This is a genomic window from Cohnella abietis (assembly GCF_004295585.1).
Lineage (GTDB): Bacteria > Bacillota > Bacilli > Paenibacillales > Paenibacillaceae > Cohnella > Cohnella abietis.
This window is the reverse complement of record NZ_AP019400.1, coordinates 5698074-5716827: the sequence shown is the minus strand read 5'-3', so window position 1 is coordinate 5716827 and position 18754 is coordinate 5698074. Positions and strand designations below refer to the sequence as shown.

Genomic DNA, 18754 nt, shown 5'->3' with positions numbered 1-18754 from the left:
TTAATCTCCTTCTTTAGAAATTAAAATATAGGAAGTGGGTTTCACCTTGTGCTACTTGCATAATGATAAGAGATACAGCAAACATAACTGCGCTTAACGTACAGAAAACGATTGCATTTCGGTTATCCATGAATCGTTCTGTTAATATGTTGGATGTTGACGAGGCTAAAACGATAATAAACGCAATAATAAGCATAACCGATACGAAGATTAAAGGGGGATAATCTATGACTAGATCCAATAGCGAATTAAGGTTAGTTTGTTTAATGAAGCTAAGTAAGGTGCTTAGATACTGACCGTACTGGAGGTGCTCGGTTACACCGTAGTATCCAAACATAGTAAGAATAATTCTTCGAGCATCTTGTAAGGAATCCGACCGGAATATTACCCACCCAATATTTACGAAGTTAAAAGTGAGAAACCAACCTATAATAAAATGAAGCCTAATATTGAGCTGGGACCAGATTCTGTGTAAGATTAAACCTAGTCCGTGGAAAATTCCCCAACATATAAAAGTCCATCCAGCTCCATGCCAGATACCGCAAACGAGAAATGTGATGAAAAGATTAATACATGTGCGAATAAATCCCTTTCGGCTTCCGCCGAGAGGGAAATAGACATAAATTCTAAGTAGCCTGCTTAGAGTCATATGCCATCTTCGCCAAAAGTCAGAGATTGATAATGCCTTATAGGGACTATTAAAATTTTGTGGAAGTACAATGTTGAATAACAAAGCTACTCCTATGGCCATATCGCTATAGCCACTAAAGTCAAAATACAATTGGAAGGTATAGGATAGTGAAATTACCCAAGATTGTGTAATTCCGAGGCTGTCTACATCACTGAATCCCTGATTTGCCCATAATGCAAAATAATCGGCAATGACTACCTTTTTAAATAATCCAATGCTGAAAATAAATAATCCCTTCAATATATTTGAGATAATCGGTCGTTCATTTTCGCTTTTATCAAACTGCGGCATCATCATTTTATGGCTTGTAATAGGCCCTGCGATTAGATGAGGGAAGAAAGTTACAAATACCGTATAATTAATAATCTTATTATTGGTGACCTCTCCTTTGTAGCAATCAACAAGGTATTCAATTTGTTGAAATGTAAAAAAGCTAATAGCTAGTGGAAGGAGCAGGTTTAGTAATTGGAGATCGCTATTAAAGATACTGTTCATTGTGGAACTAAAGAAATCCAAGTATTTAAAGAAGCATAACACAACAATATTCGAGACTATTCCTATTGATAAGGTTAGTTTTTTTGCTCTTGTGGATGAAGTTTTCAAAATAAATGAACCCATTATGAAGTTTACAATTATGGAGGTGATAATGAGAGGAAGATATTTGATATTCCACCAACCATAAAATACAAGAGAGCAAATAACCAAAAGAACATTCGAAAGTTCAATGGACTTTCTTCTTACAATAAAATATAGAAATAAGGTAATTGGCAATAATAAAAAAAGAAATTCGTTAGAATTAAATAACATTGTTAGTCTCCTATTTAATTATTAACTTGGAGTTTCTAGTTAATCTAATATTGTATAGATAAGAGTCTTGCGGAATTTGCCCGTTCATTCCATCGATGAAGAACCGTACTGTCGCATTTCTCATATTCTCACTGCTTGAGCTGAATTCAAAGGAAAAGTTATTGAACTGATCTGTCAGACCTTCATTATAGAAATCAGGCATATCATCTGGATACAAATCCATGTTAAGTGCATAATAACCTTTCGCTGTGTAAGAGAGCGTATAACTTTGATTCGGTTCTAATTGTAAAGGCATACTTTCTAAATATACCGTGGCACTACCGTCTGCTCCCTTTTTTATATGGTATCCCTGTGTACCGTCAATATCAATTTTATCGACATACTCCTGATTGGTTTGAAATTCAATGTTCTGGGAAGACAGTAAGGAAGCAGCATCATCAATAAATTCATATCTAGATAAATCTCCAATTGACGCCTCGTTAATCTCTTGGATAATAATATTGTGATTGATTACTTCATTATTCCAGTCAATATGTTCTGGGACACCTAGGTCTTTAGGAAAATTTTTTCCTGGGTTAAACAGTCGATGAGTGTTGTAGTAATAGTATTGATCTAACGTTGAGAAAAGGTAATTTTCACTAAGCAATTCAATTAATTCTTTAGCGAAACTGCCACTTTCAATAAAGATCGAAGGTAATGAGGAGTAACCTTCCTTATCTGTTTCAACATTAGGCTTAGGAACAGTGTAGTTCACAGGCGCTTTCCATAGATTCAGCGCATTTCCTATGTCTCGGTTAGACCCATATGGAGTAACATAATCGATTGATTTTAGATTCAGTTCAGGAAGTGATATTGATGGGTATAACTTGTTTACTTGTTCGGTTAATTTTTGAAGCGTAAAAAAAGCACCCGCATAAGTCCAATGAGTACCCTCTTGAGGGAAGATAGGGGTATGTTGTTTATTTTCCATAGAAATACGATGACCGTCGATATAGTTGATCTCATACTTATCAAGAAGAGGCAGGAGTAAATCATAATTTCTTGGTTTAGAGGATGAGGAGACACTCGGTAGAAACTCCGGGTAAACGGCTGCTTTACTTGGTGTTATTAAAAAAATGAATGTTTTGCCGAGTCGGGTTATTTCATCCTGCACTACTTTCATTTTTTGAACCCTGTCCTCTAAGAGAGACTGATCCCGCAGCGGGATCTGATGATTATACTCCTGTATATAGATGTTCTCATATAATTGGTTTGACTTGCCCACTGTATATTTACTATTGGGTGGGGTTTGACTAAACCACGAATAGTACGCTTGGTTGTTCGTTTTTACTGCAATGCTCCTTAGATCATTGTGCTGCTCTATCCACTTTTCAGTTTGTTGCTGTGCTTGACCTGACCAAAATGACTGTAGGGTTAAGGTTGGTTTTGGTGCAGGTTCGGTTGCTCCAACAAGCGAGACATCAGAGAAGAGGTTTAGTTTATGTTGAATAAGGGGAGACATAAAAATGATCACGATTAAAAGCAAAAAAACGAACCGAAAAATATATATTTTTCCACTCAAAACGACTCCTCCTACTAAAACCTGAAATAGATAAATGGACTGTAAGTTGCTGAGATACACCTAACCATGGAAAATATCAATAACAGTAATATCAGAGCCATTTTACATATTTCATGATGAATAATGGCCGCTACCTTAGGAGAGTACGTCTGATACAATCGAGTCGCAGGCATGAAACAGATGAGCAGACCCAAGAGTAAGAAAAATAGAACTGAGTTCGTAAGGCTAGGCGAGTATAAGGCAGAACTACTATCAGATAAGAAAAACATTTTTTTTAGGTATGATACGGCATCTGGCAAGGTATTTGCTCGGAAAAATACCCATGCAATTAAGACTAACAAGTAGGTATAGATGATGTTAAACCATTTAGGTAGTGATTTTGAGAGCTTTAACCAAAATATTCGTTCCACGATTTGATAATTTCCGTGAATAACGCCCCAGATTAAAAAGTTCCAGCTGGCTCCGTGCCATATTCCAGAGACGACAAATACGATCCACAAGTTGAGGTAAGTTCTAAATGTAGAACGGCGATTTCCACCGAGAGGGATATAGAGATAGGATTTCATCCATGCCCCTAATGAAATGTGCCATCGTCTCCAAAAATCCGAGATATTAAGAGCCAAGTAGGGTCTGTTAAAGTTTTCGCTGATTCGGAAGCCCATCATTCTGCTTAATCCAATCGCCATGTCGGCATAACCAGAGAAATCAAAATAGATTTGCATGGAGTAACCTATAATCGCAATCCAGGCCGTGGTTGTATGAAGATTGGATATAGGAGAATCGAATACGTTGTCGACAAAATAGGCGATATTGTCTGCAATCCATACTTTCTTGAACAATCCGATTGAGAATCGGTAAAGTCCATTTAATACATCTTCGTACTGAGTGCTTCTGCTTCTTAACTGATCAGATATATGTTGATATTTAATAATTGGTCCTGCGATGGACATTGGGAAAAGCAATATGTAAATGAAATAATGATTCATGGCCTTTGTTGGTTCCTTCGAACCATAGTATACATCCAAAATGTAACTGATTTTATGAAATACAATAAATGATATTCCAATCGGTAGGATGATGTCCGTCCATACGATTTGGTGTGAAAGCGGAAATACCGAGTTCAAATTGAAGAAGATGAAATTCGTATACTTAAAATAGACGAGTAAACCGATGTTTAGTGCCAGTAAAAGTCCTAACGTGAGGTTTCTTGAAGCCTTATCTTTCAAACGATGCATGGCATTAACTAAGTGCCAATCAAGAGCTAATGAAATGAATAGAATGGGAGCAAAGGATGGAGCGCCCCAAAGGTAAAATAAAATGCTCCCTGCTAGAATGATATGATTTCTGTACATGGGGGGAGTTAGATAATAAATAACGAAGAACAGAGGGAAAAAGCCGAATAAAAAAAGCACAGATGAGAAAACCAATGGGATGCCCCCGAGCATGGTGTAATGAATTCAGTTGATTCAAAGTATATCACAAAGCATAGCAATAGCACCCGATCAAATTGGGAAGTTTGCCGCAGTAAGGCAGTACTTGGGTTTTTTTACGTATAAATATTACTTTTTTAAAAATCTCTTTAACGCAAGATAGATTTCGTTATTCTCTTTGATTACATAGTACATAAATTTCGGATCTTCGATCTGTTTAAAGGCAGACATCAGCGTGCTTGAACGATTGTACTGATTGACCTCGCCATAACCGGATAGATTGCATCGTTTAGTTAACTCGGCAATTAGTCGCGCTGAATTTGCATCGCTCTTAGTACGTGCAATGGGTATCTCTGAAGACAACACTTCCAGATTCCCGGATGTCAAATCGACGGATTGGTTCGCAGGAGCAGTCAATGCAGCAGCTAAAGCGGGATTTGTTGATGGTACCTTTAGACCAAATGCCAATATTACCAGTGAGCAAATGGCGGTGATGATCACTCATGCCATGAGTTTCGCCGGCAAAAAGACAAATGCCGATGCAAGAGGCTTGTCCGTATTTACTGACAGTCCATTCTTCAGCAGCTGGGCTAAAGATGTCGTTGCTCAATCGGTGAGTGCAGGCGTGATTTACGGTAGAACAGCTACCACCTTCTCACTTTAAGAGAATGCAAGCCGCGCAGAAGCGACGGTGATGCTGAAGCGGATGCTTCAAATTTTACAGTTCATTAACTAGCAATGAAGGCGGAAATAGTAAAGAGGGGCGACGAGTCCCTCTTTTTTGTTACTTGACTTGTTCTTGTATTGATTCTTGCCACTTGTTTAAATTGACTTAGTGGTGTACGGGGGAGAAGTTATGAAAGCACCGGAGGAATTTATTATTTGAAGAGTATGTTTTAAGCATGACAACTTGGTTTAGGTATCCCGTTATTTTGAAATAATATGTGTTGACTCTGATTACTCCACACATGTGGAGTGCTGTGTGTCGCTCGTAAGGAAGTAAAACAAATTATTGGATGGGAAACCTCCAAAGAATCAGAGAAATTAACCCGTTCCCTTGGCCGTTAACCTGGGCGGGTTATTTTCGTTTGTGCAGATAAGTGAGCAATGACAGTAAGAACATGCCAAGCATAATCACATCTGATGGAGAATATTCCGATAGTCTTTCCAAAGTACCTTTACCAGCTTTTATTCCGAGTTAAGCGGCGACGATTATGTGACCAAGCCGTCCAGTCCGGGCGTACTCATGGCCAAGATAAAGGCTCATCTTCTTAGAGTGTCGACGGGCAGAAGGGAACAACTGCTGGAGTTACCGGACTTGACGCTAGATTACTACGCACAGATCGTCATCATGGTAAGTGAAACGATCTTTTTATCGAAAAAAGAGTTCAGTCTACTGTCCTATTTGGCACAGAACGTGAATCGTGCCGTCAGCGTCGATGCGTTGTTTCAGCTCGTTTGGGGAACGGAGAGTCTGGAGGATACGAGAACAGTCGCTGTACACATCAGCAATTTGTGCAAAAAAATCGAGGCTGACCCTGCCAATCCTGTGAGAATCGTTACGATTCGGGGGACAGGCTACATGCTGGTTGCCAAGGATGCGTTGCAAGCTTGAACATAAAACAATGGGACAATGGCGCTTAGGCATTACTTGACGCTGTTGACCCATATTGTATTCTATCCGCTAGCTTTGCAATCGATCTTATGTAATGAATTTCTCAATACAAGTCTGCGCTTTTCCATCCTCGTCAAACGATGTGCCGTCTCTCAGAAGTGCGTTGCAAGCGCGAACTTAAAGTTTTCTTTACATTTCACAAATGGTAAGTCCAAAGTGATAAAATTCACTCAGTATGGATATGCAGTATCGTTTTATCGTCTCCAATAAGACGAGAATCGTGGTGGTATATCACAAATTTACTACGGAGGTATGCATAATGAAGTCTTTGAAACGTTCGATGATGTCCTTATCTTTAGCTATTATGGTATGTGTGAATCTCATTATTCCGAATGTTAGTTTCGGTGCGGCGGGCAGCATCAATGACTTTGTAAATACCGAGAAGACGGGCATGACGGCGTCTTTTAGCTGGTCTGCGGCTAGCGGAGCAACGAGTATCGAAATCGATCAGTCGCTCTCCGGCAGTAATGTTTGGACAACGTCCAAGACGGGTACAATTTCGACCGCTGCGACGAGTGCGACGGTGACGGGCTTGAGTATTGACACCGCGTATGATTTCCGGCTAGTCGTTACCGGTGGAGCAAACGCAGGCATCTCGAACGTTGTTACCGAGACGACCTCGAAATGCATCCTTACATTTTATAAATCGGATCTGGATTATAATATAAGATCTGTCTGCGGCGTAACATTTGTTTTAGAGTCGGATGCCGGGTTTCGAGGGTATGATGAGGATCACAACGCGCTTTCTGTAGGGGATCTTCAGATTAGCATAGAAAGCAATTACTCGTTCGATTTATCTGCGTTAAGAGCTACGGCTAACAACGATATTACAGTTTATGTTGTAGATAATTCTTCGAGTCGTTACGTGAACTTAATATCTTCTGATGTTGTTTCATCAACTAAAAATCTATTCAAAAATGTCACATATATTGATTTTATGGCTCAACCTGGTTACCCTAGTATGTTTTTTCAGGATTTAGAATTTACGAATATCAAACCGGTCCGGTATGACCAGGAAGTGGTGGAGGCGGCTAAGGATAGCCTAGCGGTAGGTTACTACGGAAGCGATAGGGCGACGAGCGTCACACAGAACGTTATGCTGAGCGATACGGGAACAGACGGCGCGAGCGTCGAATGGAGCTCGGACAAGCCGAACGTGATCTCTTCGACCGGCGTGGTCACTCGCCCAAGCCATATAGCGAGCGACGCCACGGTGACGCTGACGGCGACGATTACTAAAGGAAATGATTCGGACACGAAGATGTTCACGCTGAAGGTTCTCAAGCAGCAGACGGACGCGGAAGCGGTGGCGGCGGCTAAGGGCAGCGTAGCGGTAGGCTACAACGGAAGCGATAGGGCGACGAGCGTCACGCAGAACGTTACACTAAGCACGACGGGAGCAGATGGCACGAGCGTCGCGTGGAGCTCGGACAAGCAGGGCGTAATCTCTTCGACCGGCGTGGTCACTCGCCCAAGCTATACAGCGGGCGACGCCACGGTGACGCTGACGGCGACGATTACCAAAGGAAATGATTCGGACACGAAGACGTTCACGCTGACGGTTCTCAAGCAGCTGCAGACGGACGCGGAAGCGGTAGCGGCGGCTAAGGGCAGCGTAGCGGTGGGCTACAACGGAAGCAATACGGTATCGAGCGTCACGCAGAACGTTACGCTGAGTACGACGGGAACAGACGGAACGAGCGTCGCGTGGAGCTCAGACAAGCCGAACGTGATCTCTCCCGCCGGCGTGGTCACTCGCTCAAGCTATACAACGGGCGACGCCACGGTGACGTTGACGGCGACGATTACCAAAGGAGATGATTCGGACACGAAGACGTTCACGCTGACGGTTCTCAAGCAGCCGCAGACGGACGCGGAAGCGGTGGCGGCGGCGAAGGGCAGCGTAGCGGTGGGCTACAACGGAAGCGATACGGTGTCGAGCGTCACGCAGAACGTAACGCTGGGCACGACGGGAACAGATGGAACGAGCGTCGCGTGGAGCTCGAACAAGCAGGGCGTAATCTCTACGACCGGCGTGGTCACTCGCCCAAGCTATACAGCGGGCGACGCCACGGTGACGCTGACGGCGACGATTACCAAAGGAAGCGAAACGGACACGAAGACGTTCACGCTGACGGTTCTCAAGCAGCCACAGACGGACGCGGAAGCGGTGGCGGCGGCGAAGGGCAGCATCGCGGTGGGCTACAACGGAAGCGATGCGGTATCGAACGTCACGCAGAACGTAACGCTGGGCACGACGGGAACAGACGGCACGAGCGTCGTGTGGAGCTCGAACAAGCCGAACGTGATCTCTACGACCGGCGTGGTCACTCGCCCAAGCTATACAGCGGGCGACGCCACGGTGACGCTGACGGCGACGATTACCAAAGGAAGCGAAACGGACACGAAGACGTTCACGCTGACGGTTGTCAAGCAGCCGCAGACGGACGCGGATGCGGTGGCGGCGGCTAAGGGCAGCGTAGTGGTAGGCTACAACGAAAGCGATACGGTGTCGAGCGTCACGCAGAACGTTACGCTGAGCACGACGGGAACAGATGGGACGAGCGTCGCGTGGAGCTCGAACAAGCAGGGCGTAATCTCTACGACCGGCGTGGTCACTCGCCCAAGCTATACAGTGGGCGACGCCACGGTGACGCTGACGGCGACGATTACCAAAGGAAGCGAAACGGACACGAAGACGTTCACCCTGACGGTTCTCAAGCAGCCACAGACGGACGCGGAAGCGGTGGCGGCGGCGGCTAAGGGCAGCGTAGCGTTAGGCTACAACGGAAGCGATACGGTGTCGAGCGTCACGCAGAACGTTACGCTGAGCACGACGGGAACAGACGGCACGAGCGTCGCGTGGAGCTCGAACAAGCCGACCGTGATCGCTACGACCGGCGCGGTTACTCGCCCAAGCTATACAGCGGGCGACGCCACGGTGACGCTGACGGCGACGATTACCAAAGGAAATGAAACGGACACGAAGACGTTCACGCTGACGGTACTTGCGCTTCCAGCACCTCCGGACAGCAGTTCCAATTCACCGATATCGACTTCTAATCCACCGACATCGACTTCCGATCAAATTGGAGTACTTGTAAATGGTAAGGGTGAAAAAATCGGAACATCCACGACAGCACAGGTCAATCATCAGTCTGTCACGACGATAGCGGTAGATCAGCAAAAGCTGGAAGACATGCTAGCGGCAGAAGGGCTTGGCGCGACGGTCACCATTCCCTTCGGTCAAAAGTCCGATGTTTCTATTGGTGAGCTGAATGGACAAGTGATTAAAAGAATGGAGAACAAACAGGCCGTTCTGGTCATTAAAACAGAACAAGCCACGTATACGCTGCCTGCCAAACTGATCAACATTAGCTCCATACTCGACCAGATCGGCCAATCGGTTGCCCTGCAAGATATTAAGGTCAAGATCGAAATTTCCGATCCTTCCGCAGATACGGTGAAGCTGGTGGAGGATGCGGCAGCCAAAGGCACATTTACCTTGGTTGTGCCGCCGATTGATTTCACGGTAAGCGCTGCTTATGGAGACGAATCTGTCCAGGTTTCCAAGTTTAGCGCCTATGTCGAACGGACGATTGCGATTCCTGACGGGGTAGATCCGAATCAAATCACGACAGCGGTCGTCGTGGATCCGGACGGAACGGTACGCCATGTACCTACAAGGATTTTACTCGATAATGGCAAATATTACGCTAAAGTGAACAGCTTGACCAACAGCACCTACGCTGCCGTCTGGCATTCGGTCGAATTTGCCGATGTTGCAAGTCATTGGGCGAAGCAAGCGATCAACGACATGGGCTCACGGATGATTATCAAGGGCACTGGAAATGACAGTTTCCGTCCGAAACTGGACATTACCCGCGCCGAATTCGCTTCCATCATCGTTAGCGGTTTGGGGCTTAAACCGGAGAGCGGAACTTCGCTATTCTCGGATATTAAGCCTTCGGACTGGTACAACGGCGCAATCAACACGGCTTATTCGTATGAGTTAATTAACGGCTTCGAGGATGGGACTTTCCGTCCGAACGATCGGATAACACGGGAACAAGCCATGGAGATCATTTCTAAAGCGATGAAGCTCACAGGTTTGAAAGCAAAGCTTGCAGCGGCTTCTACGGATACCTTGCAACCCTTTGCTGATGCGGCGGATGCATCGACTTGGGCGTTAAAGGGCATTGCAGAATGCGTGCAAGCGGGAATCGTAAGCGGAAGAAAAGCAAATGAGCTTGCTCCTCAGGCTTTCATTACGCGCGCAGAGGGTGCCGCGATGATTCAAAGACTGCTGCAGCAATCGGAATTGATTTAATTAATAATAGGGCGATATTGCACGGTCAATTAGGCTGTTGCAATATCGCCCTATTGCATTTGTTATACAATCGAGACGACAACCTCGCTGGACGGAACGTGAACCAGTCGAGTATTCTAGGCTCGATGTTGACCATTCAAAGAGCTAAATATGATCATGGAGTCTTCAATCGAATTCGTGGGCAGGAAAATCATGATGTCGGATATTTTGCCTACAATGAAAATGGTAACAGTCGAGTTGGTGAAAGGAAATCAGATGCTGATTAGTTTAGTCATCGAGGACAGCAAAATACTGGAGGGATACTTCGATAATTTGTCTGTTAGTGGCCATGCGATAATGCCGTTATCCGACACTCCTTGGTCTTCGTGCTTTGGAATGCTGGTGGATAAGTTTGGGGTATCCTGGGGACTTATTCTATGGAGATTGAAAACTTGATTTCAACAAAATCGAGAGAAGATTTGAGGAAATGGCTTCAGGAAAATGGAAAAACTAAAAAGTCCTGTTGGGTCTTGATTAGTATGACTCCTACTCCTAATAGGTTGTTATATTTGGACGTGGTCGAATTCCGTTGTCAATGTACCGTTCAAGATCGACGTAAGGATAGACGAAGCCCTTATCGTATGGACGGACGACAACGCCGAAGAATGGCCGTACATGAACGATATGAAACGATGGATTGACGTCGAATAATCGGCGTCTTTTTTGGTTTGAATATTATTACAGATAAGCAAAGATAATTGCGCGGTTTGGAAAAAATATGATACAGATGAAGTCGATGCAAAAGATTTTGCGAAATGGCTACTGATAAATGATCCGATTCCGGGCTATTCAATGAAGGAAGTTCAGAGTCGTTTGGCAAACGGGGCAGAAGTAAAACATTTATTGTTTGAAAATGTAAAGGAGATGTATTTCATAATCGACAGGAACGGCGTACAGATTGAGCTTGTACAGCCTGAAAAAATATCTTCTGTTCTGATGGATGGTCAAAGAATGATGATTACTTCCGCTATATCAGCCCAGATGCTGAAATCATTTTATGACTTGTTAGTGTCGAACAATATACTTTCGGAAACTCATGCAGAACAAGATTATTCGGAAAGAATTAAGTATCTTGAAAAAAATCTTCCTTACTTTATCGTGACGAAATAAAGGTGGGTTACCGTCCTTTATGAATAACCAATCGAAATACTAGTGTCTACTTGCATTCCACTATTGATCTTATTTGGAGAATTTATTTCATGGTGTTTGTGCAATACATTGAAATATAGTTATTAATATGTTAGTGTTCTAATATTTGCATTAGTATTCTCTCACAAGACGGGTTGTTCAAAGTCATCTTCTGCCTGAACAAGTCTGGGAGTAAATCTCAAGGTCAATTTTTGATAGAACAGACCTAAACAAAGGATGAAATTAATGAAAAAAATTGTGTTTGCCGGAAGCTTTGATCCTGCGCATAAAGGTCACTTAAACACCTATTTGCTTGCAAAAGAAAAGTATAATCAAGAAATAACTATTTGTATTAGTCGCAATCCATTAAAGAAAAGTTCAAGATTCAGTATTGAGGAACGATTACTGATTGCTCAATCTATTTTTAAGACCAACGAAATCCGAGTAGTGACTGATGTTTCTGATATAATTAACTTAATTAAGGAGTATGATGTAATAATCCAAGGGTATCACGAAATATCTGAAATAGATAAATTACGTCCACATTATAAACAGTTCAATTGCGAAGAACTGTTCGAAAAGAATGACTTCTTGAAAATTCAAGACGACTTTGCAGATGTTACATCTACAAATATTGTTAGCAACTTCTTTAACAATGAACAATTTGCCAGAGACAACCTGTCACCTTTAGGTTTTGAGATGTTAAAGAAAAAATTAGTGAGTGAGAATTTATGATGATAATTTTGAAGGAATTATTTTCAATGCTATATTGGATTGGCATCCCAATACTTTTGAACCCTGTTACGAAGAGAAGTCGTGAATTCGGAAGAAAACTTACACATATTTTTGTGCATTCTTGGTGGTTTCTGTCACTAATCCTATTTGATAATTTTTGGTACGCTGTAGCTATTCCAGCATTTTATGTAATTATCGGAACTATTTTTGCCTTAATGAAAGAACCACCGTCTTTTCTTTCTGATGTTGAAAGAGAGAACGAGGTTGGGTCGTTCAAATTTTCATACATTGCGTCTCCTTTAAGTATTGTTGTTGTCATTTTTTTTCAGTATTTTATATTCAAGAATGAATATTTAGCTGGATTTGCGGTTTTGGCATTGTCTTTCGGTGATGCAGCTGCCGCACTAGTCGGGAGCAAGTTTAAATTTGGCGAATATCGTATCGGAAAACATGTAAAAACTCTTGCTGGTTCTTTATCTATGTTTATTACAACATTTCTATTGTGTATTTTATATTCGTACATTATTGGGTTTTCTTTGGACATAATGGTTTTTTGCATAATTATAAGCATTATTGCCACAGTAACTGAAGCAGTTTCTGTAAGAGGACTTGATAACATTACAATTCCCACGGTTTGCTGTGCATTTACTTGGATATGTGCTAATAACCTTTGGATATAAATCCTACCGAATAAGTGTCTAATATAAATGAAATTATAGAATTAGAGAGGAGATTGTTATGCTATTCAGCAAGATTATTAAAATACCTATTATAGGTTGGATAATGTCCATGTGTTTAAACTTATATAGACTACCTAGGATTATGACTGAAATGGAAATTAAACTATCTAACAAAATGGAAACCAATGAACAGACTTATTTGAAAAAGTTGGATTCATTACATAGTACGATTATGACTGAAATGGAAATTAAAATCTCCAACATAATGGAAACCAACGAACAGATTTATTTTAATAAAATAGATTCTCTACAGAGTGTCGTTGAATTAAGTAGGGCTGAAATATTAGATGAAAATAAACACAAGATCGATAACTCTATATCTCATTTAAAAAAATCCTTTTTGCGTGATTTGGAAACTATCAATATTAAACAACACAACCTGAAGCCGATTTTAGGATCCGAATCAACGCAATCAAATCTTATATCGTCGATAAATAATAAGGATGAGGAGTATGATTCTTATAATTTATTACCTGTAGAAATATTGTATGCACTAGTAGAGGACAAGACAGCAGTGATAGGCCACTATTCTAATGTATTTAATAATTATGCAAACATAAATAATCTTCCTGAAGTGAAGGCTTTTAAACCTAATATTAGAACACTTATAGAAGATGTGACAGGTGTAGATAATATCATAATATCTAACATAAATTTATCTTCACTTATCCTATTGAGCCAGGAACTTTTATTTGAGATGGGCCAGAAAATAAAAGGAAACTTATACCTTCCTGTCAGAACCTCGAAAGACCCGATTTGCGTTGTTTGGGAGGAGGGTTTTTCTATTTCTGAAAAAAATGATGAAACTTATTTTAGATGGGCAGAAGGAGATAGTAAAAAGGCATTAATTAAGCTTTATAATACTAATCTATTCTCTGTAGAAGCAGAAATCAACTTTACTTCTTATGCATTGTGCGGACATGGATATTTGTATATACGCGGTTCCTTCGTTCAGCAGTGTTATGACTTATCAAAGCCTGCAAACATAAACATAAAATTTATAGTAGATCCTGGCGAAAACGCAATATTCTTTGATTTTTATGGTGATATTGTAAGTTCAGGAGTTGACCATAGAAAACTTTCCTTTAATATATCAAATTTCAATTGCAGGGTTCATGGAAATGAAATTTCTCAAACTGCGCTAAATTGCACATATCCAGTTTATCTGAATGACGATTATATCAGAAAAACTCTTCATAAAAGTGGATTTTATGAAGTTAGTGCCAAAGTTTATAGAAATCATGGATTTTTCTCTAAAGATCTTCCTATATCAAAATATCTTTATCCCGATGGATATCAGATACAAGGTCAAGTGTCAGATTATTACGAATCTAATGACCAAATTACACTGTACAGGGCATATCGCTTGGAAAACAAAAGGGAGGATTGATATGAATAAAACGTATATATTTTTTGGTATTTCAAGTGAATATGTGTTGAATCCCTTATATAGATATATGAAAGATCAGGGTTATTCCTGTGTGGAAATAACGAACAAAACTAGCAAAAATATTAGAGAAGATATGCTTAGATTTAAAAATGATAATGTAGTTCTTATAACATCCGCGCATGTTTTTTTAGATTACGATTACTATAAAAGGGTTTATGATTACAGCATTAATGGGCTGACAACAGTCCTTGAGGCTATTGACATTTTGAAACCAGTTAAAACTGTACATTATCCCCATGACCTTGCAACTCTTATGCATAATAACGATTTACCGTGGCTTAAATCTATTTTTGAATTAATTTTATTTCCTTTAGACGGCTATGCTCATCTTTCATGCGAAGGAAGAGATGTCTATAATGTGGGTTGGATAAAAAAGGTCAAAAATATAGATGATGGGAATAAAAACATTGTTTATCATGGACTTTCGGATTTTGGGTACTATAAAGATGTTAATTTTGCCTTACAAACCTTTTCTCCAGTTTGGAATGAAGGAGTAATTGTTAAACTTCCTGATATCGGTGATTATATGGAATATGTATCAAATCTGAAAGCACGCCATGTGGATTTGACTAATTCAGAAAGAAACATTTTTGAGTTAATTGATCATGGAGAAATAATGATTACAAATGGGCTAACATCAGTAAATATTGAATCATCGTTGTCAGGAAGATTCACTATAAATATGCTAGACGGTTGTTTTCCTGAATCCGAACATAGAAGACACTTTGAAGGTATGCCGAACCTAGAAATGTTATCAATCAGTGACACTGAGTTACTATTAAAGGATTATAGAAAAGGAAATTTTGTTCCTAAAAAAGGAGAAAACCTTTTAAAATCTTTTGACTTCGAAATGGCTACAAAGCTTATTACAAAATAAAAAAATAAGCAGCTTGCTGAACTCGAAGGCTCGCCAGGTGCAGCAATTCGCGATGTACCAGTCATCGATGCAAATGGCTATGCCGATGCAGGCAAGTGGGTGGGTCGTGAATTCGCTTTATTAAGCGATATAGGAAATGAACAACGATTTACAGATAAAGGATATAATCATTCAAAACCCGCTTGAGTAGATAAAAATCTATTCATGCGGGTTTGTCTATGTTGTAGTTCAAAAACTGTTCGAGCAACCCCGCCGGACGGAACGAGAAACAGTCGAGCATTCTGAATGACATTACCTCGTTCGCGTGGTCAACGCCTCGCAAATATTTGCAGGGTACATTTTCCTTTAATGATGATATGATTTAGATAATCAACTTACTTATCGCGCATCTTGGAGATTGGGGTAGGGTTCATCATGAGGGGGATTCTTCGATTCGGTTCTCGTACGATCTTGTTTTATATAATTGGTGCTGTTGTGGTCGGTTTGGTTGCAGGCTATGCCGTCATCTCTGCACCGGACTCCCCTAAGTTCCAAAGTGAAGAAGGCATTCTGGATTTAACACAGGTTCATGTCGTTGAGAATCCGCTAAAGTTAAAAGGGGATTGGGAGTTCTACTGGCAAGAGCTACTGTCGCCTGAGGACATACAGATTCGTTCAGCAAGGGACGGAAATCATGTTCGCTGGATCAGCATCCCAAGCTCCTGGCTAGGCTATCGGTTAGATGGTCAGCAGCTGAACGGTACAGGCTTTGCAACCTTTCAGGTGGTCATAAAGCTTAGCGAGCAGGATCGGAATGAGCGGCTTGCTCTGCGGCTGCCTACCATTTTTCATGCGTATAAATTATGGGTTAATGGAGAACTGCTGGCAGAAGTCGGTGTAGTGGGTCAGGACAAGAGCAGCGTAACACCGCAACTGGCAACGAAGCTGGTGTTCTTCCAGCCTGAGAGTGACAGGGTGGAACTGGTTATGCAGGTAGCCAACTTCCATCATAACCGAGGGGGCATCACCAAGTATATCGAGCTGGGCGGCAGTGATGCGTTAACGGTCAGGACCAATCTGAAAATCGCTGCCGAAATGTTCATAACCGCAAGCCTACTGGTGATTGGCGTGTATCATCTGCTGTTGTTCATGCTGCGACGCAAAGACAGGGCTCCCCTATATTTTGGTCTGTTCACCTTGTTGTTCGGTATCCGCTCCTTACTGGTCGGCGAGCTTATGATCACACAATTGTGGCCAGCGTTTCCATGGGGATTACAGTTCAAGCTCGAGTACCTGATTCTTTGTAGTGGTGGTTATATCATTACGATGTACTTTGATTGCATTTTTCCGAATTATGTATCGCGTTGGTTTCGTCTGGGTACGCGGATCGTAACCGGCGCATTCTGTATCGTTGTTGCGGTGACCCCTGCACTCATATATTCAAAAATGTTACTGATAATCGGCGTGATGATTGTTCTGCATATGGTTTATCTAATGGTAGGGCTAGTTCATGCGGCTGTGTGGCGTAGGGAGGGGGCGCTGATCTTCCTGCTGGTGTCAGTGGTTGCTCTTTTTAGCGTCGTCAATGATTTTCTCTATTACAATGAATGGTCCCCAATCGGAAATACATCTCCGCTTGGTCTGTTGGTGTTTACGATCGCACAGATGATGTTGCTTTCTTCAAGATTTACGAGGGTGGCAACGAACGAAGAGAGGATTGCCCGTGAGCTGCAGGAGGCCAATAACAAACTGACCGAAATGAATACGAATTTGGAACAGACCGTTATGGAGCGCACACATGCCTTATCTGCAGCACATGATGATCTCCGCACTTCGTATGATCGATTGCTTCATTCCGAGCAAGGGAGGAAGAAGCTACTTGCCTATATCACCCATGATCTGCGTATGCCGCTGTCCAGCATGCTTGGATATGTCGAGGCTGTGCAGGACAGGGTCAAGCCGGAACGCAATGAACAGTACCTGAAGTATATCCAGGATAACACGATAAGGATTAACCGCATGATCGAGGAGTTATCCTTCTTGTCGCATTTGGAGACGGGACAAGTCTCGTACCGGATGGAGTCGGTTCATGTGACTCACTTTTTGCGTCGGTTCTATGAACAATATGAACTGGTTGTGCGTGACGCAGAGCTGGATTTCAGGCTGGATTACAGTGAGATGGAAGATCAAGGGGCTAATTCGCCTGTTGTCGAGATGGACACGCAGAGGCTGGAGCAGGCGTTGTTTAATCTAGTGTCGAACGCGATGAAGTTCACCTCTAGGGGGGGGCTGGTGCGTATTGCGCTAGCTGTGGACGAGGTGAATGATAATCGCTATGCGATCCTAAGCGTGCAAGACTCTGGCACGGGTATTCCGCCAGATCAGCTCGAGCAAATCTTCGATCGTAATTACAGGTATGATCGACCTGGCGTAGACAAGGGAATAGAGGGAAGCGGGCTCGGGCTGGCGATTTGCAGGGAAATCGTACAAGCGCATGCAGGGACGGTTCGAGCGGAGAGCGACGGCAAGACGGGGGCGATATTCTATGTATCGCTTCCTTGTAAATGAAGGAAGGTGACAGTTTGGCGGACACTCACAAAATAATGATCGTCGATGACGATCCCCATATCTGCGAGATTGTTCAGGTGTATTGCGAGAGGGAGGGTTTCCTATCCGCTTACAGTCATAGCGGGTCAGAAGCCATGAAGCTGCTTGCGTCTTTCGAGCCGGATTTGATTGTACTGGATGTAATGCTGGCTAATGAAAACGGCATTGATTGGTGCATGAACGCACGTAGCTACACGAATGCGCCGATCGTGTTTCTGAGCAGTCGTGAAGAAGACGAGGTGAAAATCAGCGCGTTATCCTATGGCGGCGACGATTATGTGACCAAGCCGTTCAGTCCGGGCGTACTCATGGCCAAGATCAAGGCTCATCTTCGCAGAGTATCGACGGGCAGAAGGGAACAACTGCTGGAGTTACCGGGTTTGACGCTGGATTTCTTCGCACAGTCCGCCGACATGGGAGGTGAACCCATCTTTTTATCCAAAAAAGAGTTCAGTCTACTGTCCTATATGGCACAGAACGTGAATCGTGCCGTTAGTGTCGATGCGTTGTTTCAGCTCATCTGGGGAACGGAGAGTGTGGAGGATACGAGAACGGTCGCTGTACACATCAGTAATTTACGAAAAAAAATCGAGGCTGACCCTGCCAATCCTGAGAGGATTGTTACGATTCGTGGGACAGGCTATATGCTGGTTGCCAGAAGTGCGTTGCAAGCGCCAACATAACGTTAACTTTTGACTCCAGCGC

At 42.6% G+C, this 18754-nt stretch carries 13 protein-coding genes and 2 pseudogenes; 11 read left to right on the top strand and 4 right to left on the bottom strand.

The window, feature by feature from the left end; translation table 11 throughout:
* Positions 1–13: 13 nt before the first annotated feature.
* The 4 genes and pseudogenes from KCTCHS21_RS25070 to KCTCHS21_RS31840 form a co-directional block, all read right to left on the bottom strand.
* Positions 14–1309 carry an MBOAT family O-acyltransferase gene (locus KCTCHS21_RS25070; RefSeq protein ID WP_232058268.1) on the bottom strand — a complete coding sequence of 432 codons (1296 nt, stop codon included), beginning with the start codon at positions 1307–1309 and terminating at the stop codon, positions 14–16.
* Between the two features lie 199 nt (positions 1310–1508).
* Entirely contained in the window at positions 1509–3059 is a 1551-nt protein-coding gene (locus tag KCTCHS21_RS25065; RefSeq protein ID WP_130614535.1) for an alginate O-acetyltransferase AlgX-related protein, read from the bottom strand.
* Positions 3060–3073: 14 nt separating this feature from the next.
* Positions 3074–4486: an MBOAT family O-acyltransferase gene (locus KCTCHS21_RS25060; RefSeq protein WP_157994120.1), complete on the bottom strand. Its 1413-nt coding sequence runs from the start codon at positions 4484–4486 to the stop codon at positions 3074–3076.
* Between the two features lie 132 nt (positions 4487–4618).
* Positions 4619–4798 (bottom strand): annotated as a pseudogene (locus tag KCTCHS21_RS31840) (DUF444 family protein); the annotation flags it as partial.
* A gap of 34 nt (positions 4799–4832) precedes the next feature.
* Here KCTCHS21_RS31840 and KCTCHS21_RS31835 point away from each other — a divergent pair.
* From KCTCHS21_RS31835 to KCTCHS21_RS24995, 11 genes and pseudogenes are all read left to right on the top strand, one after another.
* Positions 4833–5153 (top strand): S-layer homology domain-containing protein, encoded by a 321-nt coding sequence (locus tag KCTCHS21_RS31835; RefSeq protein WP_130614531.1) that lies wholly within the window; start codon positions 4833–4835, stop codon positions 5151–5153.
* A gap of 582 nt (positions 5154–5735) precedes the next feature.
* Positions 5736–6104 carry a winged helix-turn-helix domain-containing protein gene (locus KCTCHS21_RS25045; protein WP_232057958.1) on the top strand — a complete coding sequence of 123 codons (369 nt, stop codon included), beginning with the start codon at positions 5736–5738 and terminating at the stop codon, positions 6102–6104.
* A gap of 319 nt (positions 6105–6423) precedes the next feature.
* Positions 6424–10494, top strand: coding sequence for an S-layer homology domain-containing protein (locus KCTCHS21_RS25040; protein ID WP_162309380.1), 4071 nt, complete (start codon positions 6424–6426; stop codon positions 10492–10494).
* A 132-nt stretch (positions 10495–10626) separates the two neighbouring features.
* Positions 10627–10929, top strand: a pseudogene (locus tag KCTCHS21_RS25035) (VOC family protein); the annotation flags it as partial.
* A 396-nt stretch (positions 10930–11325) separates the two neighbouring features.
* Positions 11326–11643, top strand: coding sequence for a hypothetical protein (locus KCTCHS21_RS25025; protein ID WP_130614527.1), 318 nt, complete (start codon positions 11326–11328; stop codon positions 11641–11643).
* A 264-nt stretch (positions 11644–11907) separates the two neighbouring features.
* Complete coding sequence (locus tag KCTCHS21_RS25020) at positions 11908–12396, top strand: adenylyltransferase/cytidyltransferase family protein (RefSeq protein ID WP_157994119.1); 489 nt, start codon at positions 11908–11910, stop codon at positions 12394–12396.
* 26 nt (positions 12397–12422) lie between these two features.
* Entirely contained in the window at positions 12423–13076 is a 654-nt protein-coding gene (locus tag KCTCHS21_RS25015) for a diacylglycerol/polyprenol kinase family protein (RefSeq protein ID WP_130614523.1), read from the top strand.
* Positions 13077–13227: 151 nt separating this feature from the next.
* Positions 13228–14526 (top strand): hypothetical protein, encoded by a 1299-nt coding sequence (locus tag KCTCHS21_RS25010; protein ID WP_145988980.1) that lies wholly within the window; start codon positions 13228–13230, stop codon positions 14524–14526.
* 1 nt (position 14527) lies between these two features.
* Complete coding sequence (locus KCTCHS21_RS25005) at positions 14528–15463, top strand: hypothetical protein (protein WP_130614519.1); 936 nt, start codon at positions 14528–14530, stop codon at positions 15461–15463.
* 450 nt (positions 15464–15913) lie between these two features.
* Positions 15914–18010, top strand: coding sequence for a sensor histidine kinase (locus KCTCHS21_RS25000; RefSeq protein WP_232057957.1), 2097 nt, complete (start codon positions 15914–15916; stop codon positions 18008–18010).
* The gene (locus tag KCTCHS21_RS24995) at positions 18007–18732 is read left to right on the top strand and encodes a response regulator transcription factor (RefSeq protein ID WP_170211443.1); all 726 of its coding nucleotides are present in this window, start codon (positions 18007–18009) and stop codon (positions 18730–18732) included. Before KCTCHS21_RS25000 ends, KCTCHS21_RS24995 begins: the two co-directional genes overlap by 4 nt.
* Positions 18733–18754: the final 22 nt, after the last annotated feature.